Source organism: Enterobacillus tribolii, assembly GCF_003363015.1.
GTDB classification, from domain to species: Bacteria; Pseudomonadota; Gammaproteobacteria; order Enterobacterales; family Enterobacteriaceae; genus Enterobacillus; species Enterobacillus tribolii.
Window position 1 is genome coordinate 19,204 of sequence record NZ_QRAP01000015.1, and the last position, 24,868, is coordinate 44,071.

Here is a 24,868-nt window from a genome sequence, read left to right on the forward strand (position 1 = left end):
TATATACCCGGTTAATCAGCCTGTTAGGAGGCAGGATGGAAAATATGCCTGTGCTGATAGGTAAATACGTCGTCATTTCATGATTTTTTCTATACTTAAGTTGGCTATCGAAAAGTATAACTCTGGTTCTCGTCAGCGTCGGTTTTGCCTGGCGTAGCAGAATCATCCATCGGAATGCCGTTGGCGTTGCCGATGAAAAGAATATTGTCGCTACTGGCGATATTTATCTTTAGAGCCACCTGCGGTTCAGTGCGATTTTCGTGCTGAAAGGAAGACTATAGAAAAACGGGAAGAGCCAGGGGGTGGCGATGTAAGTGCCGCATTTATGCCCCCGGAGGGATGTTGAAATGACGAAACCAACGGAAATGGCGGGCATCGTGCTGCCGTCAGATATGCATATTCTGCTTTTTGAGCCTTATACCGCCGTGTATTTAGGCATCAGCGACATCCTGTCATCGGCTGGCGTTAAGCGTAATCATATCTTACGGGTGCATACCATGGCGGAAATAGCTTCCGCCCTTGCCCGCGGTGTCGGGGGAAGCATTTTACTGCTTTCCGGCGGACACAAAAACGCGAATCTGGCGGAGTTGCTCGGCTTTTTATCGGATGAGCGGGCGGGGCGGGATAACTCTCCGGTGATCATCCGGATGGACAATCCGAACCCGCTGTTGATGCGGCTGCTGACGGCCTTCGGCGCCGACGAGGTATTGCCGTCGGATTGCTCGGGCGCGATGTTGCTGCATTATCTCAGGATGGTATCCGGGCCGGCGTACACCCGTGACGGAGAAAGCCGCTTCACACCGCGTGAGCGGCTGATAGTTCGGCATATCTTGTCCGGCGATAGCCTGGGCTTCATTGCCGGGCTGCTGGCGCTGGATATTCGCCAGGTCAGCGAATACAAGCAGCGGGCCGTTGTTAAACTGCGCATGGACCAACCTCATGAACTGCGCCTGCTTGCCAGGCTCCTGGCCCGCTTCGGCCACCTGAATGAGGTAAGGCAACCATGAAACCATTACAGCTGGCGTTGATGCATTCCAATCCGCTGATGTTGCAGGGGCTGCGTTGCCTGGCCGGAAAATTACCTTTCCCGGTGTCGGTGAGCTGCTGTTTTTCCTCGCTGGAAGAAGGGCTGAAAAGCCGGGGAGTCAACGCCGCCGAAGCGCTCATCGCGGAACTGATGGAGCCGGCGGTAAAGCACGCGGAAATTTTGCTGTGGTTGCAGCGTAACACTGCGTTGCAGACGCTGATCGTCATGACGGGCGGCGAAGATATGGATCTGCTGCTGAACCTGTTCGCCGGGCGACCGGTTTCCCTGCTGTCTCCGCGCGAGCCGGAGGAGACGTCCATCGCCCTGATCGCCGGCGCGTTGCGCGGAAAAAATGCGGTCAGCCCGCTGATACTGCGAATGATAAATCCTTTCCCTTATGCGATCCGCCATCAAATCGCCTCGGGGCTGACGGAAAGCGAACGGCGGGTGCTCAAATGGCTGCTGGCGGGCTATGACATCGCGCAGATCGCCGGCCAGATACGGCGCAGCGTAAAGACGGTGAGTACGCACAAACGTAATATCATGAAAAAGCTGGAGGTATCGAACGACGATGAACTCTTCGCCGTAGCCCGTTATACCGGAACCGACCCTGCCGCCTGACTCCTTGCTCACAGCTTGACGCCTCTGCGCTTTTCATCAGGTACTGATATGGTATGTTCAGAAACCGGGGCGGAGTCATAATAAAAAGGCATACATGAAAAGAATTGAGGTCATTGGCAGGGAGCTGGAGCGGCTGACGCAGGCGCTGAGCCTGGCCGATCTGGAGAAAGAAGTCGCGTTCACAGCGGAAAGCATCGGGTTTAATTTGGGTCTGGCGCGCAATTCGGTCAGCAAGGATTTAAACCAGCTGTGGAGCGAAGGGCAGGTCATCAAGGTGAAAACCCGGCCGGTTTTCTTCCTGCATCGCGCTACGGTGGAGGCATTGTTGGGTTCCCGCATCGCCGGCGATTGCCCGGAGGTGCGCTTCGTGGCGGAATTGCTGCCGCAACGTGCCGGACCGGCGGAGGAGAAAGATCCGTTCACCGCATTGATTGGCCACGATCGCAGCCTGCGCGCGGCGGTGGAGAAAGGCAGGGCGGCGGTGTTGTACCCGCATGGCCTGCATGTGCTGCTGACCGGGCCGTCCGGCGTGGGTAAAACCTTTTTCGCCGAGCTGATGCACCGCTATGCCTGCCAGCAAACGGGCAACGACGCCGTTCCGCTGGTGTATTTTAACTGCGCGGAGTATGCCAATAACCCTGAGTTACTCTCCTCCCAGCTTTTCGGCCACCGGCAAGGGGCGTTCACCGGCGCCAGCGAGAATAAAACCGGACTGATTGAGCAGGCGGACGGCGGCTATCTGCTGCTTGATGAAGTCCACCGGCTGCCGTATGAAGGGCAGGAGAAGCTGTTTTCCCTGCTGGACAAGGGCGAATACCGCCCGCTGGGGTCGAGCGCCAGAGCGCGCGCCATCAGCGTACGTTTGATTTGCGCCACCACCGAACCGGTCAGCTCCGCCCTGTTGCGCACCTTCCAGCGCCGCATTCAGGTAAATATTGATTTACCGGCGTTACGTGAGCGCTCACTGGGGGAACAGGCCGAGCTGATCACCGGTTTCCTGCAACGGGAAAGCCGCAAAATCGAGCGTACTATCCGCATTGATAAAACGCTGTTGCTTTGGCTGCTGAACAAGCCGCTGGAAGGCAATATCGGTCAGTTGAAAAGCGATATCCAGTTCCTGTGCGCGCAGGCCTGGGCGGCGGGAATGGGGCAACAGGACGCGGATCTCACGCTGGACAAACGTCTGGCCGGCGAACCCTTCAGCGCAGGCGCCGAACAGCGTCAGCTGATCGATGCCCTGTTCGACGGCGGGGAGTGGCTGAGCATTGATGCCCGTACTTTGCCGGTGCTTAAATCTCCGCTGGCCGGGCCGGATGACAGCGATCTGTTTTACAGCTTCCTGACCCGTGAATACGTTAACCTGCGCAACAGCAACGTGCCGCCGCAGGAAACCCTGGCGATTCTGAAGAATAAGCTCAGCTCCATTTTTGAGTACGGGCTGTACAGCCGCGACAGCGATTCCCGCCCTCAGGGCTACGGCGGGCAGGTGGAGGAACGCGTCACGCTGCTGATCGGCTGCGTGGAGCAGGTGCTGGGTTTCCCGCTGCCGGCCAATCTGGTCAATCCGTTACGTAAGCACTTTCTCGCGCTGCTGAACTACGTGCAACGCGGGTTGATACCGCAGCTTTACTCTTCCAGCCTGATTCTTGACCACTGTAAGGATGAGTATGACAACGCCACCCTGCTGTGCCGCCGCATTGATGAGATTTTTCATATTCAGTGCCCGGCCACGGAGGTGGTTTATCTGTGCCTGTTCCTCAAAGAGTGCCGCCATTACCGCCAGCGCATCGACGCCAGCCCGGAATGCGGCATTATCCTGATCGCCCACGGTGCCACCACCGCGACCAGCATGGCGCAGTATGTCAACCGGGTGCTGGAGCGGGAGCTGTTCAGCGCCATCGACATGCCGTTTGAGCAGTCGGTGCACGACACGCTGGAAGCCCTGATTCAGACGATCCGCGAACGCGGCTACCGGCGGCTGATCCTGATGGTGGATATCGGTTCGCTGGTGCACTTCGGCAGTACCGTCAGCAAGCTGTTCCAGATTGACGTTTTACTGATGCCGAACATCAACCTGACCAGCCTGCTGGAAGTCGGGCTGGACCTCAGCTATGAAACCAGCGATCTGGCGCCGCTGGCGGCGTTGATGGAGGAAAAGGGCATTCCCTGCCAGCTGTGTACGCCGCGTCAGGAAACCACGGGCAAAGTGTTGGTTATTTCCTGCATCACCGGCATGGGCACGGCGGAAAAGATCAAAAAGGTGCTGGAAGAGAGCTTCGGCGAACTGATGGGGCAGGACACCCGGATGACCATCCTCGATTACAACGAGGTACGCAGCCTGGAACGGGTACAGCAGGCGCTGAACGCCCGTGAACGTTTGGTCGGCATCGTCGGAACCTTCCAGCCGGGGCTGCCGGATATTCCCTTCATTTCGTTGGAGGAACTGTTTTCCGAACAGGGGCCGGAGCTGGTGCTCAGCCTGCTGAACCCGGACCTTTCCAGCGCCGAACGCCGGCTGGAGGTGGAGCGCAGCTCGATGCGCTTTATCAGCGCCCTGACGATGGAAAGCATCATCAACCACATTTCCGTGCTGAATCCGCAGCGCATTTTGCAGGAGATGGAGGAAGTGTTGCATCACCTGTGCGGCGTGCTGGCGCTCAAACCCAGCCGGCAGGTGACACTTCGCTTCCTGATCCACTGCTGTTGCATGGTGGAGCGTATCGTCATCAGCCGCAAACCGTTACAGATGGCGCTGGAGATGAAGCCGGATATGGACATGCAGGCCTTTACTGTCATTAAAAACGCCTTTTTGCCGGTTGAGGAAGCCTATTCCATCCGCTTATCCGACGCGGAATATTTCTATATTTACGAACTGCTTTACGGTTGAACCCGCATCCGGCGGGGCTTCCGGCCCCGTCGCCGCCTTTCATTCCCCCGCGTGACACATTTTCTGGCACACCTCTTGCTCTGTAGTGAATAACCCACCGTTACCGGCAGTGAATAACCGTTGGCAACGACACGAACTACAGCGCCAGGAGGCTATTTTGACAGCAACTTCATCAACCCGACCCTTACCGCAGATCCTGCTGCTGACGCACGGCGGGTGGGGCAAACAGCTCTGCGACAGCCTGCGCATGGTCGCCGGTGAAATCGCGGGCGTAACGGACATCGCCCTGATGCCGGTTGACACCATGGGGGAATTTTTTCAGCGCGTCGAACAGGCCGTGGCGGCCATGCCGGCCGGTTCGCTGGTGCTGACCGACTTTATCGGCGGCACCACGTCCAACGTGGCGGCGCGCCTGAGCGTGGACTACCCCGTCGGGGTGATTTCCGGCCTTAACGCCTCGCTGCTGCTGGAGGCGCTTGAGCGCAGGGAATCCGGGCCGCTGACCGGCTGCATTGCCGAGCTGGTTGAGGCCGGGCGCGGCAGCTGCCTTGACGTCGTGGCTCACGTTAGCAACTTACAACAAAACGTATAAACACCGGGGAAAATTATTATGGCAAACATCGTGTTATGTCGCATTGACAGCCGTTTGATCCACGGCCAGGTGGTGACCAAATGGGTGGGGCAGTCTCAGGCCAACCGCATCGTGGTGGTCAGCGATGAACTGGAAGCCGATCCGTTTATGAAAAATATCTACCTGATGGCGGCGCCGCCCAGCATCAAGGTGGACTGCTACGGCAACGACAGCTTCGCCGCTGCCTGGAAAGAAAACCAACTGGGTGAAGGCAACGTGCTGGTGCTGTTTCCGTCGCTGGCGGCGATTCAGTACGTGGTGCAGCAGGGCTTCAGCGTCGACGGCATTCAGGTCGGCGGACTGGGCGGCGGACCGAACCGCAAGGCGGTGTTCCAGAACATCACGCTGGATGAGAAGGACGTCGTTATTCTCAGGGATCTCAGCGAGCGCGGTATCCGGGTAATCTTCCAGACCATCCCGGAAGACAAGCCGCAGGCGCTTGAGGACATCCTGAAAAAATTCTGATTGCCCTGATAAAAGGAAAAGATCATGGATACGTTACTTGTCGCAGTCTTTATGGGGCTGTACTACTGGTTTGCCCGGTTACGCCTCGGTTACACCTTCTCCGCCATGCTGCTGCAACCGATCGTTGTGGCGGTGTTCGTCGGCTTGCTGTTGGGTGAAATGCACACGGCGATGATCATCGGCGCCGGGATGCAGTTGGTTTATCTGGGCGTCACCTCCACGCCGGGGGGCAACGTGCCGTCCGATCCGGCACTGGCGGCCTGTATTTCAATTCCCATCGCGGTGAAGGCCGGGATGGACCCTAACCTGGCGATCGCGCTGGCTATTCCGTTCGGCGTTATCGGGGTGTTCCTCGATCAGCTGCGCCGTACGCTGAACGCCGCCTGGGTACACATGGCGGACAAGCATGCGGAAACCGCCAATATGTCCGGCATTATGCGCTGCGCCTTCATCTACCCGGCGCTGCTGGGGCTGGTACTGCGCTTCCCGGTGGTGTTCGCCGCCAACTATTTCGGCCAGGACGTGGTGGAAAAATTCCTTGCGCTGATGCCGCACTGGCTGACCCACTCGTTTGAAATCATGGGCGGCATTCTGCCGGCGCTGGGCTTTGCCATCACCATCATGGTTATCGGCAAGAAAAGCCTGCTGCCGTGGTTTATCGGTGGTTTCTTTGCAGTGCTGTACCTGAAGGTTGACATCATGGCGATGGCTATCTTCGGCACCTGCGTGGCATTCCTGGTGAAAGGCCTGGCTAAGAATGAAGGAGCGGCATCATGAGCAGCGATATCATGGAACACGAACTGGTTGAACGCGCGCGCCAGACCAACGTTTTGACCAAGCGCGACATTACTAAAGCCTGGTTTATTTACTGGTTGGGCGCAGAGGTTTCCAACTCTTATGAACGTCTGCAAAGCCTGATTTTCTGCGCCTCGATGACGCCGATTATCAAAAAGCTCTATCCGCAGAAGGAGGAGCAGGTGGAGGCGCTGAAGCGTCACCTGAACTTCTTTAACAGCGAACAGACCTTTGGCGCGGTGATCCAGGGGATCGCCATCGCGATGGAAGAGCAGAAAACCCGCGGCGAACCGATTTCCGACTCCTCCATCACCGGCATCAAAACCGGCCTGATGGGGCCGCTGGCCGGCATCGGCGACTCGGTCATCTGGGCGGCGGTCATGCCGCTGCTGATCGCCATCTTCATTCCGTTCGCCGCCAATGGCAGCGCGTTCGGCGGGATTATGCCGCTGATCCTCTATCCCGCCATTACGCTGGCGGTAAGCTACGGGCTGATCCACAAAGGCTATACGCTGGGGCGCGACTCGATTGTCGGCCTGCTGCAGGGGGGGCGCATCAAGGAATTGATCTACGGCGCTAACGTGCTGGGCCTGATTATGATGGGGGCGCTGTCGGCCAGCTACGTCAAAATCACCACGCCGCTGAAGCTGAGCGCGCTGGAAGGCTCCGAAGTGGTGGTGCAGCAGATTCTGGACTCTATCGCACCCGGCCTGCTGCCGCTGGCGGCGGTGTTCGCCATCTACTTCTATCTGGTGAAGAAAGGGCCGCGCTATACCACGATTCTGTTGTCCATCGTCGCAATCAGTATTGCCTGCTCGCTGCTGGGAGTGCTGTAAGCCATGACGGAAAATATCTATCAGCGTCTGGGCCTTAAGCGGGTGATCAACGCCTGCGGCAAGATGACCATTCTCGGCGTGTCGGCGGTGGCGGAGGAGGTGATGCAGGCCGCCGCCCGCGCGGCCGGCGCGTTCGTGGAGATTGACCAACTGGTGGAGCGCGGCGGTGAGCTGGTTTCACAACATACCGGCGCGCAGGACAGTTACATAACCTCCTGTGCGTCCGCCGGGATCGCCATCGCGGTCGCCGCCGCCGTCACCGGGGGAAAACCCTGGCTGGTGGCGCGGATGCCGGACAGCGCCGGATTGGCGAATGAAGTGGTGATGCTGCGCGGCCATAACGTGGATTACGGCGCGCCCATCACGACGGCAATCCGGCTGGGCGGCGGCCGGGTGGTGGAGGTCGGGCAGAGCAATCTGGCCTACCGCTGGCAACTGGAAAGCGCGGTAACGCCGCAGACCGCGGCGCTGCTGTTCGTGAAGTCTCATCACTGCGTGCAGAAGGGGATGCTGACGATCGGGGATTTTGTTGAGGTTGCGCGCCTGAAGGGGATCCCGCTGATCGTTGACGCGGCGGCGGAAGAGGATTTACGCAGTTGGGTCGCCAGCGGCGCGGACATGGTGGTTTACAGCGGCGCGAAGGCGTTCAATGCGCCGACCTCCGGTTTCATTACCGGCCGCAAAACCTGGATTGCCGCCTGCAAAGCGCAGCATGAGGGCATTGCGCGCGCGATGAAGATCGGCAAGGAGAACATGGTCGGTCTGATTGCCGCGCTGGATCGCTATCAGCAGGGGGAGGATGCGCCGGGCGTGGCGGTTTTGCAACCGATCGCCGATGCGATCTCCGCCATTCCCGGATTTGCTGCGGAGATCGAGCAGGATGAAGCGGGGCGCGCCATCTGGCGTGTCCGGGTTCAGGTATTGCCGCAGCGTCTTGGGCTGGATGCGCGTGAGGTTGAAGCGTTGTTGCGCCAGGGGGACATCGCGATCTATACCCGACGTTATTTCCTGCATCAGGGCGTATTCAGCCTCGATCCGCGTACGGTGACGCAGGCGGAGCTGGAATTGATCGTGGCGCGTTTGCGGGAAATTGCGCAGGCACAGGAGAAAACCGATGCAGTCGATTAAGTTTTACCGTGAGCGGGTAGCGATTAACGTGCTGGCGAAAGACATTGCCAACGCCCGTGAGATTTATGACGCGGCGCAAGGGCATGCGGTCATCGGCATTCTTTCCGCGCAGTTCAGTGATGCAGAGCAGGGGATCGCGGAAGTTAAGCGCTGGATGGCGGAAGTGCCTTCGGTTTCCGTCGGGCTGGGCGCGGGCGATCCGGCGCAATATTACAAAGCGGCGATGATTGCTGCGGGCACCCGTCCGGCGCATCTCAACCAAACGTTTACCGGCTGCGGCTTTGCCGCCGGTGCGCTGGCGGCTACCGGCGGCAGGGGAACTTACATTAACGCGCTGGTCAGCCCGACCGGTACGCCGGGTGAGGTGTTGATCTCCACCGGGGTTATCAGCGGGCAGGGTACGCCGGCAAGGGTTTCCTGTGACAGTGCAGTACGGATGATGACTGACATGGGGGCGCATGCCGCCAAGTTTTTCCCGATGGGCGGCGAGAAGTCACTGGATGAGCTGAACGTGCTGGCAGAAGCGGCGGCGAAAAACGGTATGATCCTGATTGAACCGACCGGCGGCATTGATTTGGATAACTTCGGTGTCATCGTGGAGTGCTGCCTGCGGGCCGGGATGCCCAAAGTGATGCCGCATGTTTATAGCTCGATTATCGATCCAGCAACGGGGAGAACGCGGCCGGAAGACGTTGTCAGGTTGATGGATATCGTGAAAGGGATTGTGTGATTGGCTCAGGCCCTGGCTGTGGGTATTGCAGGCCCGGGTGAAAGCTGCGGTTTTCCTCAGTCACGTTACCTGCTTTACCGGTTGTCGCTCCCGGTAAACGCGCAGGGCGTCGACCACCAGTGAAAATGCCGGGGAAGGTTGCTTACGGCTGGGGTAATACAAATAGTATCCGGGGAAAGGCTTGCACCACGATTCAAGTACCCGGATCAGGCGACCTTCCTTAATGTGAGTACCAAATTCTTCCTCCGGTAAAAACGCGATCCCCAGCCCTGCCAGCGCGGCAGAAATAATGTGTTCTGAAGTGTTAAACGTCACCTGCCCGCTCACGCGCACGTTCAAATCGCCGCCGTCCTGATCAAAATCCCAGACGTACAGCCCACCGGAACTGACCATGCGCTGGTTAATACAGCAGTGCTGTGTCAGTTCATGCGGTGTTTGCGGGATAGGGTAACGCGAGAAATACGCCGGAGAAGCCACGGCCGCCATGCGCAATTCCGGGCCAATCGGGATGGCGATCATGTCTTTATCAATGGTGTCGCCCAGGCGCACTCCGGCGTCAAAACGGTCGGCAACAATATCGCGGAAACCGTGGTTGGCGTCGAACTCAATATGGATATCCGGATATTCGCGCAGGAGTGGCGTGAGTTTGGGTAACAGCGTGCTGCGTAAAACGTCCGGCCCGCAGGTGATTCGCACCGTGCCGGCGGGTTTATCCCGCAATTCCGTGAGCAGTTCCAACTCTGCCTCAATCTCATCAAGGCGGCTGCCGATGGCCTGCAACAACCGTTCTCCGGCAGTGGTTGGCGACACGCTGCGGGTGGTTCGCGTAAGGAGACGAATTTGCATCCGCTCTTCCAGCGCGGAAATCGCCTGGCTGAGCGCGGGTTGTGTTACGCCAAGATGAGCCGCCGCGCGGGTAAAGCTTCTTTCGCGCGCGACGGTGACAAAGTAGAGCAGGTCATTCAGATTGCGTTTCATCTGGCCGGCGCCTCCGATTAATAAGCTATGGTTATAAGCCCATTAAGTATTCATTAGCTAGTCAGCCTACACGCATCGTGTAAAACTTTCATCAAGAGATAATCGTGAATCATGCGTTCTATTTTAATGCGCTTTTTTGGTGTTATTCCCGTGAATAGCGCCCGGCCGGGGCTTACCTGAATTCTGCCGGGCCGGTATTCAGGGGCAGCAGAGGTGACATCTCTGGCATCACGTACAGCACATCACACACTAAAGGATGAATTCCATGAAAAATATCACTCTGGCGCTGGGGCTGTTCGTCAGCGCATTCGCCGCCACCGCGGCGGATATATCAAAAGACACGGACAACTTTTATAACAGCGATAAGGTTACCCAGCAAAAGGTGACGTTTAAAAATCAGTATCAGATGAACGTCGTGGGCAATCTGTTTATCCCCAAAACGCTGAATCAGAATACTAAAAATCCGGCGATTGTTGTCGGTCATCCGATGGGCGCGGTAAAAGAGCAAAGCGCGAATCTGTATGCGCAAAAAATGGCGGAACAGGGCTTTGTAACGCTGGCGATTGACCTCTCTTTCTGGGGCGAAAGTGAGGGCAAACCGGGTCATCTGATTTCGCCGGAAATTTATGCTGATGACTTCAGCGCGGCAGTCGATTTTCTCAGTACCCAGGCATATGTTGACCCCCGGAATATCGGCGTACTGGGTATCTGCGGCAGTGGCAGCTTCGTAATAAGCGCGGCTAAAATTGATCCGCGTATGAAAGCGATTGCCACTATCAGCATGTATGACATGGGTTCTGCTTTCCGCAATGGCCTGAATCATGCCCAGACACCCGCGCAGCGTGCGGCCTTTATTAAATCAGCAATCGAACAGCGGTTTGCAGAATTCAACGGTGCAGAGAAGGCCTATATTCCGGGGACCGTTAATAAACTGGATGAGTCAACACCGGCTATTCAGCGCGAGTTTTTCGATTTCTATCGTACTGAGCGGGGCGGATATACCCCACAGGGCGAGAAAGAAGAACTGACAACCAAACCTATGTTGAGCAGCATTGGTAAGTTTATGAACTTCTACCCGTTTAACGATATTGAAACGATTTCACCGCGTCCGGTGTTGTTTGTTACTGGCGGGCAGGCACATTCGAAGGAGTTTAGCGAAGATGCTTACCAGCGCGCAGGTCAACCGAAAGAGCTCTATATTGTTCCGGGTGCAGGCCATGTCGATTTGTATGACCGCACTGACCTGATTCCGTGGGATAAGCTGATCTCATTCTTTACGCTAAACCTGAATACGAATACATGATGTGTTGTTTAAACGGCACGGTTTCCTGTGCCGTTTAACTAAAAATTATAAATAAAATGGAGCGTTTTATGTTCAAACCGATCCTGTTTGCCCTGGCTTCCCTGACGGTTGTGTCATTCTCATCAATGGCTGCTGACGCTGAAGGCATCAAGGTGAAGATCACCGTCGGTGACCAGGTAATGACGGCAACGTTTTATGACAATGCAACCACGCGGGCGCTTGTCTCCCGATTCCCGCTGACGTTGCCTATGGAAGATTTATATGATCGTGAGATGTGTTACCATTTTCCCGACGCACTGCCAGCCAACGAAATACAGACCAGCGGATATAACGTAGGCGATATTGTCTACTGGGCGCCGCGCCATAGCTTCGTCATCATGTATGAACAAAACCATGAACAAATCAGTAATCTTCAGAAGGTTGGATATATCCATTCCGGCGTGGAGGTTTTCAGGCATACCGGCAATATTGATGTGACATTCGATGTTGCAAACTAATCTTGAATTCAATGATTGTAATGCAAGACATATCGCCTTGCTGAGTAGCTCCTGGAGCTACTCAGCAAGTTATTTTTCTTTAAACCGGGGACCAGGGGGGCGAAAGCCAATAAAATGAATTACATTTTCAGGCGTTCAATTAATTGGCGCTGATATTCCGCCAGCTCACTACTGCGGGCATTTTCGAAAACGAGCGGGGGAAGATAAGTCATACCGGCATGCCGGGCGCTGGCTTTCATCGGCCAAAACACATCGGCAAGCGTAATGCCAATTCTTCCTCCCTCACCATAAGTCGATGCTCCTCCTGCGGCGGTGCTGACAATTAACATCTCTTTTCCCTGCCATAAGCCTGGCCCGACGCTGCCCCAGGTATCATTTAGCCAGGCTTTCATCATCGGCGTAATATTGAACCAGTGAGTCGGGAATATAAAAACGATACGTGAGTGTTCACGCATCATCCGGCGTTCTTCATCAGCATTGATTGTGCTGGTGTCAAAACCATATCGTGTTTCAAGGTTACGCACCGTCACGCCCTCAACGCTTTCCGCCGCGCTCTGTAATCCTTTCGTTAATACTGACCTCTCAGGATAAGGATGAGAGACGATAACGAGCGTTTTTATATCGGTTTTATCTGCACTGATCGCTTCACTGACTGGTAACAGAAATATAAAAATAAAGGTAATCAGATTTGCTGCTTTGTGTAAGCGGGTCCATTTCATTTGCTTCTCCTAATGGTTAATGGCTTAGCTGGCATTCAGTCTATGTCGGGCGTATTCTGTTTTTTAGTGCATCAATAGCTTAATCACTTTTAGCCAAAAGCTAACAATGGCCTGGTGCGCGGTGGAGATACATCGTCATTATTCCATCATGATGACTAATCCTGATGTACCAGATTAAGCGTAATTTTTTGATTTAAATAGATAACCACAGCGGCTTAGCCCGTCGTTAAGAATCATCAGACGACTTCTTCAGGGATGACGTGATGAATAACGTGATTTATAACCAAATACGCATCTTTCAAAGCATTGCTCGGGAAGGCAGCATCTCTGCTGCCGCCAGGAAACTTGAGATTACCCCTCCTTCCGTCAGCAAAGCGCTTAAGCTGCTTGAGGAACATATCGGTCACCCGCTTTTTGTGCGCACAACACGACGAATTGAACTGACGGATGCCGGGCAACAGTTGCTGGATCAGACAGCAGCAGCAGTGGATTCACTGGAAAAATCGCTGGAGAATATCCGCAATCAAAATCAGGAACCCTCCGGTTTGGTCAGAATTACGCTTTCACGCTTTGCTTACTTACTGATACTCAAACCGGTCATGGGGGCGTTTTGCCAGCGATACCCCGGTATTCAGCTTGAAATTTCCGTTTACGACGGTACGGTCAATATTATCGATGACCGCTTTGACCTGGGGATCCGCTTTGGCGATATCCTGGAAGGCAGCGTAGTGGCCCGCCAGTTAATGAAACCGTTTCGGGAGGGGCTCTATGCGTCATCGGCCTATCTTAAAACATTCGGTATACCAACGACGCCCGCTGAACTGCAACAACACAAGCTGATTGGCTATCGATTTATCACCAATAACCGCATCCTGCCGCTGATGCTGGATGACGAGGGGAAACCGCTGACGGTTGAGATGCCGGGGCATTTAATCAGCAATGATATTGACGTGATGGCTGACGGGATACGTAACGGGTTAGGAATAGGAAGGTTGTTTGAGCCCATTCATCAGTTACAGCCAGACAAAGAGAAACTTATTCCTGTCATGAAGAATTACTGGAAAACTTACCCAGGCGTTTATCTCTATTATCAAAAGAACGCCGGGAAAACCAAAAGAGTGAGAACACTGATCGATTTCCTCATGAATCAGGCGGCGCATAAAAACTAAACCTGAAGTCAGGGGTATTTATTGGGTAAGGCGTATAGTTTCTGCACTGAAAGGTGTCATTTCTATCTTCTTGAATTATAGTGATGTCAGAAATCATTCTGATTGAATTATTATTTACCTAAAACTATCAGTTCCATTTTTATTTTATTTCTTTTTTAACTACTGTCAGTTTGTTGAGTGGATATAGGCGCTTACTTAAGTGAAATAGTAAAGATAAATCACCTGATTTTGTCATAATGCATTGATATATATGGCTTTAAGTTTGTGTTATGTTTTTTTGCATTAATACCTGAAAATCATATAATCAATTTGGTTGGATTAATCCTATTTCATAAATATAGTGTTTGTTGTTTTTGTTGCTTATTTGTATAACATTTTTTGAAGTGTTGTTTTTTTAAGCGGCCGCGCAAACATGTCTGAAGTAGGTGATTCTGATTGTTGTAGTATGATTTTCATTAAATTTTCATCGGAAGAGTGTGACTTTCCAGATGGGCAATACTGCCAGAACAGAAGTGATATTCCCGATGCAACCCATGGATTTGTTAAATTAAGGATAGTCATGAAAAACATTACGCTCGCAGTAATCTCGTCGCTCATTATATCGTCTCCAATGGTCATTGCCGCCACAGGCGGAACGATAACGTTTAACGGAAAACTCACGGCCACAACCTGCAAAATTGATATTGAAGGTCAGGGTGCTGATGCTCTGGTTAAACTCCCCACGATTGGCGTAAACCAATTAAGTGCTCTGGGGGAAACTGCCGGTAGCACATCATTCAATATGGCACTGAGTGGCTGCTCGGGTACCCTGTCATCTGCATCCGCATTTTTTGAGGCCGGTGGCGGTAATGTTGACGTGGCGACCGGTCGCCTGAATAACAGCGGTTCAGCGCAATTGGTGCAGCTTCAGCTACGTGATGGCTCAAGCTCCAAAAATGCCATCATTAAAGCGGGCAGTCAGGAGCAGGCAATGTCAATGACCTATGTTGATACCTCCTCAGGTACAGCAACGCTGCCCTACCTCGTGGAATATTATGCACAAGGGAAAACCACGCCGGGAGACGTTGTGAGTAAGGTGGTGTATTCCATTCAATATAAATAACGAAAACTGCCATGCCTTTATTTCAGGGCATCGTAATCCGGTTTGGTTTCGCCCGTCTGATATATTTTTTCTTATTGTAACAAACTGAATATATTCAGATATATCAAGAAAGGGATGGCTGACATCCCTTTGTTTTTATCATCCATGCAGGAACCGTACTTATGAATAAATACGGGCTGTGGCCTCTGAGAATCATCTATGGTCTGTTGATCATGATGGTAAGCGTGCACAGTATGGCCAGTATTATTATTAGCGGCACACGGGTTATTTATTCCGCAGAACAAAAAGAAGTCACAGTAAAATTGACCAACGTGGGGAAAAAACCTGTTTTGATCCAAGCCTGGATCGATCGCGGGAATACGGATGAAAGCCCGGAGTCTATTCGTGTTCCTTTTATTCTTACGCCGTCGATTAATCGCGTTAACCCTGACCAGGGCCAAATGTTGCGCCTGAGTTTTACCGGCCCCGCGCTACCGGCAGATCGTGAGTCCGTTTTTTGGCTCAACGTGCTGGAGTTGCCCGCCAAGGTCCGTGCCGAGCAGATGCAAAATCATCTGCAGATGGCATTTCGTACGCGGATAAAACTCTTTTACCGCCCGGAAGGGCTGAAGGGCAAGGCTAATGAAGCGATTAAGGAAGCACAGTGGTATTCAGCCAACGGGAAGATAAGCGTCACCAATCCTACGCCTTATCATATATCGCTTGTTTCCCTGGCTTTTAAAACACCGCATGGCGAAAAAATAATTGAGGGCCAAATGTTGGAGCCTCAAAGTACCCGGGAAATTCCGTTTAACGAAATGCGTCATGAATATAGCGGGCAATCATTGAATGTTGAGTTTGTGAATGATTACGGCGCAATAAATAAAATGATGGTCAGATTGAGCGGATAACCCTTAATTAAGGATGAACACTTATGTATCAAGGATACGATACCTGTGTGGAAAAGGATGCATCCGGAGGGGGCCGGCTGATACTGCCTCTCGGATTGCTGTGCATCGTCGTCAGTTTTTCATCCCCTCTCTGCGTTGCGGAAACTGATATTGACGTCGTCGAATTCGACCCGGTTTTTCTTAACCTCAGGCAGGCCGGCTCTGTTGATTTATCCCGGTTCAGCAGCGGTGCGGCCGCGCAGCCGGGGAAGTATAACGCAGAGATCTATATCAACTCACAACAGGTGGGAAGTGAGATGATTGAAATTCGTGAGCGGGCTGATAAAACAACATTTCCGTGCGTCAGCCCGGCAGTTTTACGCCACGTGGATTTTGCCGCTATCGGTGATACACCGGCTGTTCCGTCGGCCGGAGAGGCGTGTATCGATCTTGCCGCTCTGCTGCCTGTCGGTCAGGTAACGTTTAATAGCTCAATGCTGCGGCTGGACATTATTGTGCCGCAAAAATACCTGCTCAAAACGGCCAGAGGAATGGTTAACCCCGCACTGTGGGACAGCGGCATTCCTGCGTTGCTGCTGGGCTATAACATGAACGGCTATACCCGGGAAGTGGCGGGCAGGCACTACCGTTCTATCTATGCGGGACTCAACGGCGGCCTTAATTTAGGCGCCTGGTATCTGCGTCATAATGGTAGCTACATGTGGGCCTCAGACAGCGCCCACCAATATGAGTCCATCAATACCTACCTGCAACGCGATATTCCGTCATTAAGCGCCCGTCTGCTGGTGGGGCAGTCCAATACAACCGGTATCCTGTTCGACACGCTGCCATTCAGCGGTATTCAATTAGCCAGCGACGAGCGCATGCTGGCAGAGTCGCAGCGTGGATATGCCCCTGAAATACGCGGCGTAGCCAGGACAAACGCCAAAGTAGAGGTAATACAGAATAACCAGACGATTTATGAAATCACCGTAGCGCCCGGCGAATTTGTTATTGATGATCTGTATCCGACAGGATACGGCGGCGATCTGCGGGTCAACGTACGTGAAGCAGACGGCAGCATGCAAACATTTACCGTGCCTTATGCTTCATTGGCGCAGCTGCTGCGCCCTGGCGCTGAACGCTATTCGGTCACGGCAGGAAAGCTGCGTTCTGCCGCTTTATCCTCAAAGCCTGAGTTTTATGAAGCAACGTATCAGCGCGGGATGACCAACGCCATCACCGCCTACGGCGGGCTTCAGGCCAGTACGCACTATGCGGCGCTGCAATTGGGCGCGTCTTTCGCCACGTCATTCGGGGCGCTGGCCTTTGATGTTACGCAGGCCAGGGCGGCAATGCCCGGGCTGATGCTGCAAGACGGCACCCGCAGCGGCGGAACACGGAAAGGGCAGAGTTACCGGCTGAGCTTCAGTAAGGCCATTCAGGAAACGAACAGCAACCTGTCGTTGGCGGCGTACCGTTTTTCAACGCGCGACTACATGGATTTCATGACCGCAATGCAATCGCGTGCTGCACTGCGTCGCGGTGACGCCGCCGACAGCATCTGGCGGGCGAAGAACCGCGTTACGCTGACGCTGGGGCAGGGGTTGCCCGAAAACCTGGGGCAGATTTACGCCAGTGCCTCACTGCAAAACTACTGGTATCACGGGGGCTATGAGCGGCAGTTTCAGGTTGGCTATAGCCACCGCTTCAGAAATGTGACCTACAACCTGAACGTCAATCGCAGCCGGGATAATAACGGCCGCACGCAGGATACTTACATGCTGAGCCTGAGCTTTCCGCTGGGGCGCAGCGGTGTTTCGAATACGCCTCAAATGCGTTTTGATCTGGCGCACGATACCGGGGGCCGCAGCCGGACGCAGAGTTCGCTTTCCGGCACCCTGGGTCAGGACAGCGCATTCAGCTACAACACGACGCTGGCCTATGCCAACAACGGCGCCGGCAGCAGTGCGACCCTGAATGGCCAGTACCGTAGCCCGCTGACACAGGCATTTGCGTCATTCAGCCGGGGTAATCACTACAGCAGCGCATCGGCCGGGCTGTCGGGGACGCTCCTGGCCCATGCCGGAGGCATCACCTTGACACCCTATACCAGCGATACCTTCGCGCTGGTTGAAGCCCCGGGCGCGACGGGAGCCAAAGTCTCCTCTTACCCGGGAATACGGGTAGACCGGCGCGGTTATGCGGCAGTTCCTTACCTGACCCCGTATCAGATGAATGAAATCAGCATCGATCCCAAAGGGATGTCACATCATGTGGAACTGAAAAATACGATGCAAAAGACAGCCCCCTATTCAGGCGCCGTTGTGAAGCTCAATTATCACACTGAGCGGGGCATACCGTTGTTAACCTACGCCACCTACCAGGGGGCGCCGTTGCCGTTCGGCTCCCGGGTTTTTAACGACCTGAATGAAAGCGTGGGAAGCGTCGGGCAGGCCGGGCAGGTTTTTGCCAGGGTGACACAAACACAGGGTCAGCTGCGTATTCAGTGGGGAGAGGATGACGCAACGTTGTGCACGATAAATTATGCCTTACCGGCGACACAAAAAGATCTTACCCCCTTCACATCAGTGTGTCGCTAAACAGGAGTCGACGTCATGTATTATTGCGTAACCAAGAGCATCACCTTTTCAGTCCGGATGAGAAAAATGGTGCTGTTCTGTGCAGAAAGCCTGCTGCTGTTCCTGTTCAGCGTGCAGGCCCATGCGCTGATTCACTGTTCAGCCACCGGGCCGGCAGGGATCACCGATATTTTGAATATCGCGCCGGCAAACATTTCCGCCGGCGCCGATGTTCCGGTTGGTGGTGAGGTGTATAAAGGGCGCTATGAACGCAGCAGCCAATTCATGGGCGAAGTATCGTGTATCAGCAATCGCGCGGAGAGGCTGAACATAAAAGCCGTGTGGCGTGTTACACGAGGGTCAGCCTACGGTATGGCTGATCCCGTTCCCGGCTCGCCGGATAACGGGAGAATTTATAAGACCAGCGTGCCCGGTATTGGTGTTGTGGTCTCCGCAGGTTCTTCCGGGGGGCTGACGGAGAACGTGGCACACACGCTGGCAACCGTTAATGAAATGCTCAGCCCGGATACCCCTAAATCGTCGCCAGGCACCGTTAAGCTTACCGCCTACGCGACGCTGGTGAAGATCGGCCCCGTGCAACCCGGTATTTATACATTCAGTGATGCGGATTTTCCCCAACTGAGTTACCGCTGGGAAAATAACGGCAGCGACATAACGGGGCTGCCTCATCGCGTTGTAACGGTAGGCTTTAGCGGGAATATCACGATGAACGTGCAAACCTGTCAGACGCCGGACGTTAACGTTGCGCTGGGATCGCATGACATTACCCGGTTTACGAACGTAGGGGCGACAACATCCTGGGTTGATGCGTCGATCGTACTGGTAAACTGCCCTGTATTCCACGGGTATTACAAAACCGGAAACCCGTCTCAGCTTTACCTGAACGGGCCGCCCGCGACGCCGACGGAAGCGCTGAGCAACTCAGTCCGCGTGCGTATTACGCCGGCAACGCAGGTCGTGAACGCCGCCGCCGGCATCATGACGCTGTCGCCGGACGCCAACGCCGCGAGCGGCGTCGGGATCCAACTGGGATGGGGAAGCGCGGATGCAACGCCGGTGCCGTTTGACTTTAGCGGGGAAAATACCCTGCCGCTGCCGAAAACAGGGCAGGCGACTATCCGGATCCCGGTGTCAGCGCGTTACATTGCAACAGAAAATACACTAACACCGGGTAAAGCAAACGGTGCGGCAACGTTTATGGTGAACTATTACTGAGTATGGCGCCCGTACTCATTCGTCGGACAATAAAATTAATTCAGGGTATCAAGCGGGTACATCTCAACAAACTCCTCTACACTGCTAACACGATCCGCTTTCGGGGAAGTGATATGAGTGACGGCATAAGCATCGGAATCAGTGCCTGTCTGCTGGGTAATGCGGTACGTTTTGATGGTGGTCATAAGCGCTGCGAATTTGCTGTGGAGCAGCTGGCTCCTTATGTAGAGTTTGAGGGGATTTGTCCGGAAATGGCGATCGGTCTGCCGACGCCGCGGCCAGCGCTGCGCTTGAATAAAGACCGGCAACAGGTGCGCTTGTGTTACTCCAATGACCGCAGCGTTGACCTTACCGGGCAAATGCAGACGTTTTCAGAGCAGCGCATCGCCAGCCTGCGGTGGCTGTGTGGCTATATTGTCTGCGCCAAATCGCCCAGTTGCGGGATGGAAAGGGTTAAAGTTTATGATGAAAACAGTGCCGGGGTGCGTAAAAGCGGCACCGGGCTGTTTACTGCCGAGCTGTTACGTCAGATGCCATGGCTGCCGGTGGAGGAAGATGGCCGCCTTAACGATGCCGGGCTGCGGGAGAACTTCATCGAGCGGATTTTTGCGCTCCACGATCTGAATACACTCTGGCGCGGTGGATTAACCCGCGGAGGCCTGATTGCTTTTCACAGCCGTTACAAACTTTCGCTGCTGGCGCATTCGCAACCAGGATATCGCGAACTCGGACGCTTTGTCGCGAATATCGAACACAGCGAAAGCCTTGAGGCGTTCGCGCAGGAGTACCGTCACCGGCTGATGGCGATCCTGCGTCAGAAGGCGACCCGCCGTAATCACACCAACGTGCTGATGCATGTACAGGGCTATTTCCGCCGCTATCTCAGCAGCGCGCAGCGCCAGGAACTGGCAGCCCTGATCGATCGCTATCGCCGGGGGATGCAACCGCTGCTGGCGCCGATTACGCTGATAAAGCACTATATGGCCGAATATCCGGACAGCTATCTGGCCCAACAGCGTTACTTTGAACCCTATCCGGAGGCGCTATGCCTGCGCTACGGCTATTAGCGGCTAAGACATATTATGATCACTCATCTGGTTTGGTTACGTAACGATCTGCGCATTACGGATAATAAAGCGTTGCATGCGGCCTGCAGCAATCCTGACGCCAGGGTGCTGGCCGTGTTCATTGCGACGCCACAGCAGTGGAAGCGCCATCATATGGCTCCCCGTCAGGCGGCATTTATCCATGCCAACTTGCTGGAAGTACAGCGCGCGCTGGCTGAGCGCGGTATTGAACTGGTCAGCCAGGAATGCAGCGACTTTCCCGCCGCAGTAAACTGGCTGGTGAGTTTTTGCCGTCAGCAGCAGGTATCGGCGCTGTTTTACAACCGGCAGTATGAAATTAATGAGCGCCGGCGTGATGAGCAACTTGAGCAGGCACTGACAGGCATGACGACCTGCCACGGCTTTGACGACGGACTGTTGCTCCCGCCGGGTGACGTAAAGACCGGCAGCGGTGAGATGTACAAGGTGTATACCCCGTTCCGCCGGGCCTTTATTCAGCGGCTGACGGAGTCTGATGTGACTTCTCTGCCACCTCCGCGCCCGAGGGGAAAAGTCATAGCCAATGCTGGTGTGGGCGCGTTTAACTATCCGCCGGCTGAGGCTGGAGCCGCTTATCCCGCGGGCGAAGAGGCGGCGTTGCGGCGGCTGCGGGCTTTCTGTCGTGAACAGGTAGCCGATTACCTGAAGCTGCGCGATTTTCCCGCCATTGCCGGAACCAGCAACCTTTCTCCGTATCTGGCCATTGGCGTGCTTTCTCCCCGGCAGTGTTTCAACCGCCTGCGCGCGGAGTGCCCCAGGGTGTTGGAGGAGCCGCAAAGCGGAGCTTTTGCCTGGCTTAATGAGCTGATTTGGCGGGAGTTCTATCGTCATCTGATGGTGGCGCATCCCGCATTATGTATGCAGCGCCCCTTTATCGCGTGGACAGACCGGATACGCTGGAACCGCAGCGAGACAGACTTACAGGCCTGGCAGCAGGGCTGTACCGGCTATCCGATCGTCGATGCTGCCATGCGCCAGCTTAATCACACGGGCTGGATGCATAACCGGCTGCGGATGATCTGCGCCAGCTTTCTGGTCAAGGATCTGTTAATTGACTGGCGCGCGGGCGAACGTTATTTCATGTCCCAACTGCTGGATGGCGATCTGGCCGCTAACAACGGCGGCTGGCAGTGGGCGGCTTCCACCGGCACCGATGCGGTGCCTTATTTTCGTATTTTTAATCCGACGACTCAGGGCGAGCGTTTTGATCCGCAGGGGCATTTCATCCGCCGCTGGCTGCCTGAACTGGCGGAGGTGCCAGATAAAGATATTCATCAGCCGCATCGTTGGGCGCAAAAGGAGGGACGGGAACTCGACTATCCACTGCCAATCGTCGATCACCGCCAGGCGCGGCTGGATACGCTGGCGGCCTTTGAGGCTGCCAGGCGTTTTGATGGTAATTCAATGTGAGTATTGAGCAGCAGGGGATATGGCATTACGTGTGCTGATACTCAATGCCGGTTTAAATTTTGTGCTTTCATACCGTCACGTTAATGTTTCACCCATACGAGTTGATCGACATTGAAACCCAGCATGCGCGCGGTATTCAGGTAATCCAGTTTTACGGTTTGCGGAATCGTTGGCGTACGTGACAGTATCCACAGATAGTCACGATTCGGGCCGCTGACCAGCGCGTACTGGTAGTTGTCGTCCAGCTTGATCACGTTATAACCGCCATAGAATGGCCCAAAGAATGAGACTTTCAGCGCTGCGGTGGTTGTGGCGCCAGTGAAATATGCTTTCCCTTCGCTTTCATTCCACTTATTTTTTAATGGATTGTATCCACGGTTCAGCACACTGATGCCGCCATCGCTGCGTTTACCGTAGGTGGCGGTAACTTGCTCAAGGCCTTGTTCGAAGCGGTTTTCCAGACGCGCGACTTCATACCATTTCCCCAGATAACGGCTGGCATCGAAGTGAGTGACGGGCTGCACCCCCTTTGGCGGTGTCGGGGACTGACAGGCAACCAGCGTTAGCATAAGAGCGACTCCGGTCAAAACAGGCCATAGCTTCATGAGGGTTCCTTTCTTTTTCGTGGCGGGATGTTAAGTGTAGTGCAAACTTTTTCTATTTCATTCGGCCTGGTGTGTATCGTGGAGTGATTTTTTGCTGTTGCGCAGGGTTGTTTTAATCCCTATCTGTAATATTTAGTTCTGTGGTTGATGGTTAATTAATGATGACAGATGAGATGAGACTTAGGGGAGGGGAGAGTTATGCAATCTTCAGTAATTGTCACTCAACCGGTCGTTTATGTGATAACCTTTTTTATTACTGGTTGCAGAAAATATAATTTTTAGGCGTAAAACCCAGGATAATGAAAAGACTAGGATATAAGCTCCATTATTATATTAAAAGGATGGAGAATCTATCGAATTTAGAGTTTTTTTTTGCAATTCATCTTGATAATTTTTAGTACACCCTCACATATTCACATGGAGGGATTTCCTCTAGGAATATAAAGGAGAGTTACCATGAGTCTTAAGCCTGGTCCAAAACGCACAACAGAAGAATCAGAGAAAGAAGAACGTGATCGCCGGCAGCGTGTAGATCCTAAGAATCCAAATTCTATAGATAAACATGTTCCTCCGTTAAAACCGGCAAAACGACCTTAATGCAATATTGAAGTTTATATCGTTGTTTAACCTTTCTGAAGCCCAATAGCCTGAAAACGTACGATTGGGCTTCAGCTCCTACTGAGTGTTACACTCTTTTTAGTGAAGAATTTTCTTGGGCTATGGCGTAGATAACTGATTAATCTGTTCCAGTTACGCTGAGCCAGCACTATATGAATGCTTTTTGCAAAGCAAATGTCTGCTTTTCGCTCACAGCGGAGCTTCAGCTCAGTTAGCCCGTTTCGTGCCAGAAGCGGAAGTTGTTAATGGCATGATGTATGAACCAATGGAGAGCCGATCATCTATGCTCCTGTTAATCCATACTGGAAATATTGTTATCACTGGCCCTGCAACGGAAGCGCTAACTATATATTCTAACACTCCCATTGAGTCTACTACTTTGGTTAGGCAATTCTTACAGTTTAAAAGGACTTTTGGGGAGTTTTACTCGGCTAAATACCCGCCATCAATTGGATAAACTCCTCCGGTACAGAACGCTGAGTTATCTGACAGCAAAAACAATATGAAGTTTGCTATTTCTTGCATTTTTGCCATCCTTTTCATCGGGTGGCTATTTGCGAAACTACGTACGATATTTTCAGGAAATTCACTCATTCGTGGGGTTTGGACATAGCCCGGAGCGACCGCATTGATTCGAATACCTTGACATGCAAACTCTAGTGCTGCGGTTTGGGTTAAACCGATTATACCATGTTTAGCCACGGTGTAAGGTGCTAATCCTGGAATACCAACCAGGCCATTTACTGCGGATAAATTAACAATAGATCCACCAAACTTCATCATCTGAGGTATTTCATATTTAAGGCAGTAAAAAACGCCGCTCAATGAGGTGGCAATAACCTTATCCCAGTTTTCAACAGTCTGCTCTGTAATGTTTTTACCATGTTCACCTGTTAAGCCTGCATTATTTACAGCATAATCAAGTCTGCCGAAATGTTTGATAACCTCATCGATCATTTGCCGTACTTGTTCAGGCTGTGACACATCACATCCGATCCCTATCGCTTGTTGTCCCTGTGAAGATAATCGTTTCGCTTTTTGTTTAGCCTGCTCTGACGAGCGGGATACAATAACGACCTTAGTGTCATGTTTGTGTAATTGATCCGCGACTGCCTCACCTATACCTGCGGTACTTCCTGTTATGACAGCAACTTTATTCTGAAAATTCATAATTCCCCCTATGAAGTAGAATTGAGTCTTTCATCTGGGTTAGTATACAAATTAGCTGTGACAGTTTTTGTCAGTACTCTTTCTCCTCGCAGATCACTTCTTTTACTCTCCATTTTTTCAATAAAACTGTTCTGCTTTCACTATATATAGAATCCAGTTGCACTGTAGTCCCTCTGATTTTTAGTACCATTGCCAGTTAGAGTCCCCGGCCAGTTTTTGTCTTGCATAGATAACTGGCGGTATATCACCGAGTGAGCTATGCGGACGCTCCTCGTTATTGGATTTCCAGTTAATGGGATGGACTACCTCCTCCCTCTACGGTTAACTGTACGAAATATGCTCAGCAGGAGAATCACCATGAATATCGTATTTCTGGGTATTGCT

The 24,868-nt window shown here is 53.4% G+C and carries 23 protein-coding genes and 1 pseudogene; 19 read left to right on the top strand and 5 right to left on the bottom strand.

Features of this window, described 5'->3' with window-relative positions; all coding sequences use genetic code 11:
• Positions 1-347: 347 nt before the first annotated feature.
• From C8D90_RS20725 to dagF, 9 genes are all read left to right on the top strand, one after another.
• The gene (locus C8D90_RS20725; RefSeq protein WP_115460373.1) at positions 348-1,007 is read left to right on the top strand and encodes a hypothetical protein; all 660 of its coding nucleotides are present in this window, start codon (positions 348-350) and stop codon (positions 1,005-1,007) included.
• The gene (locus C8D90_RS20730) at positions 1,004-1,648 is read left to right on the top strand and encodes a helix-turn-helix transcriptional regulator (RefSeq protein WP_115460374.1); all 645 of its coding nucleotides are present in this window, start codon (positions 1,004-1,006) and stop codon (positions 1,646-1,648) included. The genes C8D90_RS20725 and C8D90_RS20730 overlap by 4 nt, the downstream gene beginning before the upstream one ends.
• A gap of 94 nt (positions 1,649-1,742) precedes the next feature.
• Complete coding sequence (dagR, locus tag C8D90_RS20735; RefSeq protein WP_115460375.1) at positions 1,743-4,535, top strand: transcriptional regulator DagR; 2,793 nt, start codon at positions 1,743-1,745, stop codon at positions 4,533-4,535.
• Between the two features lie 157 nt (positions 4,536-4,692).
• On the top strand, positions 4,693-5,127 hold the full coding sequence (locus tag C8D90_RS20740) for a PTS sugar transporter subunit IIA (protein WP_115460376.1): 435 nt from the start codon (positions 4,693-4,695) through the stop codon (positions 5,125-5,127).
• A gap of 18 nt (positions 5,128-5,145) precedes the next feature.
• Positions 5,146-5,631: a PTS system mannose/fructose/N-acetylgalactosamine-transporter subunit IIB gene (locus tag C8D90_RS20745; protein WP_115460377.1), complete on the top strand. Its 486-nt coding sequence runs from the start codon at positions 5,146-5,148 to the stop codon at positions 5,629-5,631.
• Between the two features lie 24 nt (positions 5,632-5,655).
• Positions 5,656-6,408, top strand: coding sequence for a PTS mannose/fructose/sorbose/N-acetylgalactosamine transporter subunit IIC (locus tag C8D90_RS20750; RefSeq protein WP_115460378.1), 753 nt, complete (start codon positions 5,656-5,658; stop codon positions 6,406-6,408).
• Complete coding sequence (locus C8D90_RS20755; RefSeq protein WP_162844440.1) at positions 6,402-7,262, top strand: PTS system mannose/fructose/sorbose family transporter subunit IID; 861 nt, start codon at positions 6,402-6,404, stop codon at positions 7,260-7,262. Before C8D90_RS20750 ends, C8D90_RS20755 begins: the two co-directional genes overlap by 7 nt.
• Before the next feature lie 3 nt (positions 7,263-7,265).
• Positions 7,266-8,390 (top strand): D-glucosaminate-6-phosphate ammonia lyase, encoded by a 1,125-nt coding sequence (gene dgaE, locus C8D90_RS20760; RefSeq protein ID WP_115460380.1) that lies wholly within the window; start codon positions 7,266-7,268, stop codon positions 8,388-8,390.
• Positions 8,377-9,120 (top strand): 2-dehydro-3-deoxy-phosphogluconate aldolase, encoded by a 744-nt coding sequence (gene dagF / locus C8D90_RS20765; protein WP_115460381.1) that lies wholly within the window; start codon positions 8,377-8,379, stop codon positions 9,118-9,120. The genes dgaE and dagF overlap by 14 nt, the downstream gene beginning before the upstream one ends.
• A gap of 60 nt (positions 9,121-9,180) precedes the next feature.
• Here the strand turns inward: dagF and C8D90_RS20770 are convergent, their stop codons facing one another.
• Entirely contained in the window at positions 9,181-10,098 is a 918-nt protein-coding gene (locus C8D90_RS20770; RefSeq protein ID WP_115460382.1) for a LysR family transcriptional regulator, read from the bottom strand.
• Between the two features lie 265 nt (positions 10,099-10,363).
• On the opposite strand from C8D90_RS20770, the gene C8D90_RS20775 reads away from it, so the two are divergent.
• Together C8D90_RS20775 and C8D90_RS20780 are read left to right on the top strand one after the other, a co-directional pair.
• Complete coding sequence (locus C8D90_RS20775; RefSeq protein ID WP_115460383.1) at positions 10,364-11,401, top strand: alpha/beta hydrolase; 1,038 nt, start codon at positions 10,364-10,366, stop codon at positions 11,399-11,401.
• A 68-nt stretch (positions 11,402-11,469) separates the two neighbouring features.
• Entirely contained in the window at positions 11,470-11,898 is a 429-nt protein-coding gene (locus C8D90_RS20780; protein ID WP_115460384.1) for a cyclophilin-like fold protein, read from the top strand.
• Positions 11,899-12,017: 119 nt separating this feature from the next.
• Here the strand turns inward: C8D90_RS20780 and C8D90_RS20785 are convergent, their stop codons facing one another.
• Positions 12,018-12,617: an NAD(P)H-dependent oxidoreductase gene (locus C8D90_RS20785; RefSeq protein ID WP_115460385.1), complete on the bottom strand. Its 600-nt coding sequence runs from the start codon at positions 12,615-12,617 to the stop codon at positions 12,018-12,020.
• 263 nt (positions 12,618-12,880) lie between these two features.
• Here C8D90_RS20785 and C8D90_RS20790 point away from each other — a divergent pair, with 263 nt between their 5' ends.
• From C8D90_RS20790 to phrB, 7 genes are all read left to right on the top strand, one after another.
• A complete protein-coding gene (locus C8D90_RS20790; RefSeq protein WP_115460386.1) occupies positions 12,881-13,786 on the top strand; it encodes a LysR family transcriptional regulator in 906 nt (301 codons plus the stop codon).
• 559 nt (positions 13,787-14,345) lie between these two features.
• Positions 14,346-14,888: a fimbrial protein gene (locus tag C8D90_RS20795; RefSeq protein ID WP_115460387.1), complete on the top strand. Its 543-nt coding sequence runs from the start codon at positions 14,346-14,348 to the stop codon at positions 14,886-14,888.
• A 161-nt stretch (positions 14,889-15,049) separates the two neighbouring features.
• Entirely contained in the window at positions 15,050-15,778 is a 729-nt protein-coding gene (locus tag C8D90_RS20800) for a fimbrial biogenesis chaperone (RefSeq protein WP_115460388.1), read from the top strand.
• Positions 15,779-15,801: 23 nt separating this feature from the next.
• Positions 15,802-18,360 carry a fimbria/pilus outer membrane usher protein gene (locus C8D90_RS20805; RefSeq protein WP_115460389.1) on the top strand — a complete coding sequence of 853 codons (2,559 nt, stop codon included), beginning with the start codon at positions 15,802-15,804 and terminating at the stop codon, positions 18,358-18,360.
• A gap of 15 nt (positions 18,361-18,375) precedes the next feature.
• On the top strand, positions 18,376-19,575 hold the full coding sequence (locus C8D90_RS20810) for a fimbrial protein (protein WP_115460390.1): 1,200 nt from the start codon (positions 18,376-18,378) through the stop codon (positions 19,573-19,575).
• Between the two features lie 113 nt (positions 19,576-19,688).
• Positions 19,689-20,642 (top strand): YbgA family protein, encoded by a 954-nt coding sequence (locus tag C8D90_RS20815; RefSeq protein WP_115460391.1) that lies wholly within the window; start codon positions 19,689-19,691, stop codon positions 20,640-20,642.
• Positions 20,643-20,657: 15 nt separating this feature from the next.
• Positions 20,658-22,091, top strand: a complete 1,434-nt coding sequence (gene phrB / locus C8D90_RS20820) for a deoxyribodipyrimidine photo-lyase (RefSeq protein ID WP_115460392.1) — start codon at positions 20,658-20,660, stop codon at positions 22,089-22,091.
• Between the two features lie 80 nt (positions 22,092-22,171).
• Here the strand turns inward: phrB and C8D90_RS20825 are convergent, their stop codons facing one another.
• Positions 22,172-22,696: a lipocalin family protein gene (locus C8D90_RS20825; RefSeq protein WP_115460393.1), complete on the bottom strand. Its 525-nt coding sequence runs from the start codon at positions 22,694-22,696 to the stop codon at positions 22,172-22,174.
• Positions 22,697-23,152: 456 nt separating this feature from the next.
• On the opposite strand from C8D90_RS20825, the gene C8D90_RS22125 reads away from it, so the two are divergent.
• Positions 23,153-23,293, top strand: coding sequence for a hypothetical protein (locus C8D90_RS22125; protein WP_162844439.1), 141 nt, complete (start codon positions 23,153-23,155; stop codon positions 23,291-23,293).
• A gap of 444 nt (positions 23,294-23,737) precedes the next feature.
• On the opposite strand, the gene C8D90_RS20830 is transcribed toward C8D90_RS22125, so the two are convergent.
• Entirely contained in the window at positions 23,738-24,484 is a 747-nt protein-coding gene (locus C8D90_RS20830; protein WP_115460394.1) for an SDR family NAD(P)-dependent oxidoreductase, read from the bottom strand.
• Between the two features lie 70 nt (positions 24,485-24,554).
• Positions 24,555-24,644 (bottom strand): annotated as a pseudogene (locus tag C8D90_RS22435) (helix-turn-helix transcriptional regulator); the annotation flags it as partial.
• Between the last annotated feature and the right edge of the window lie 224 nt (positions 24,645-24,868).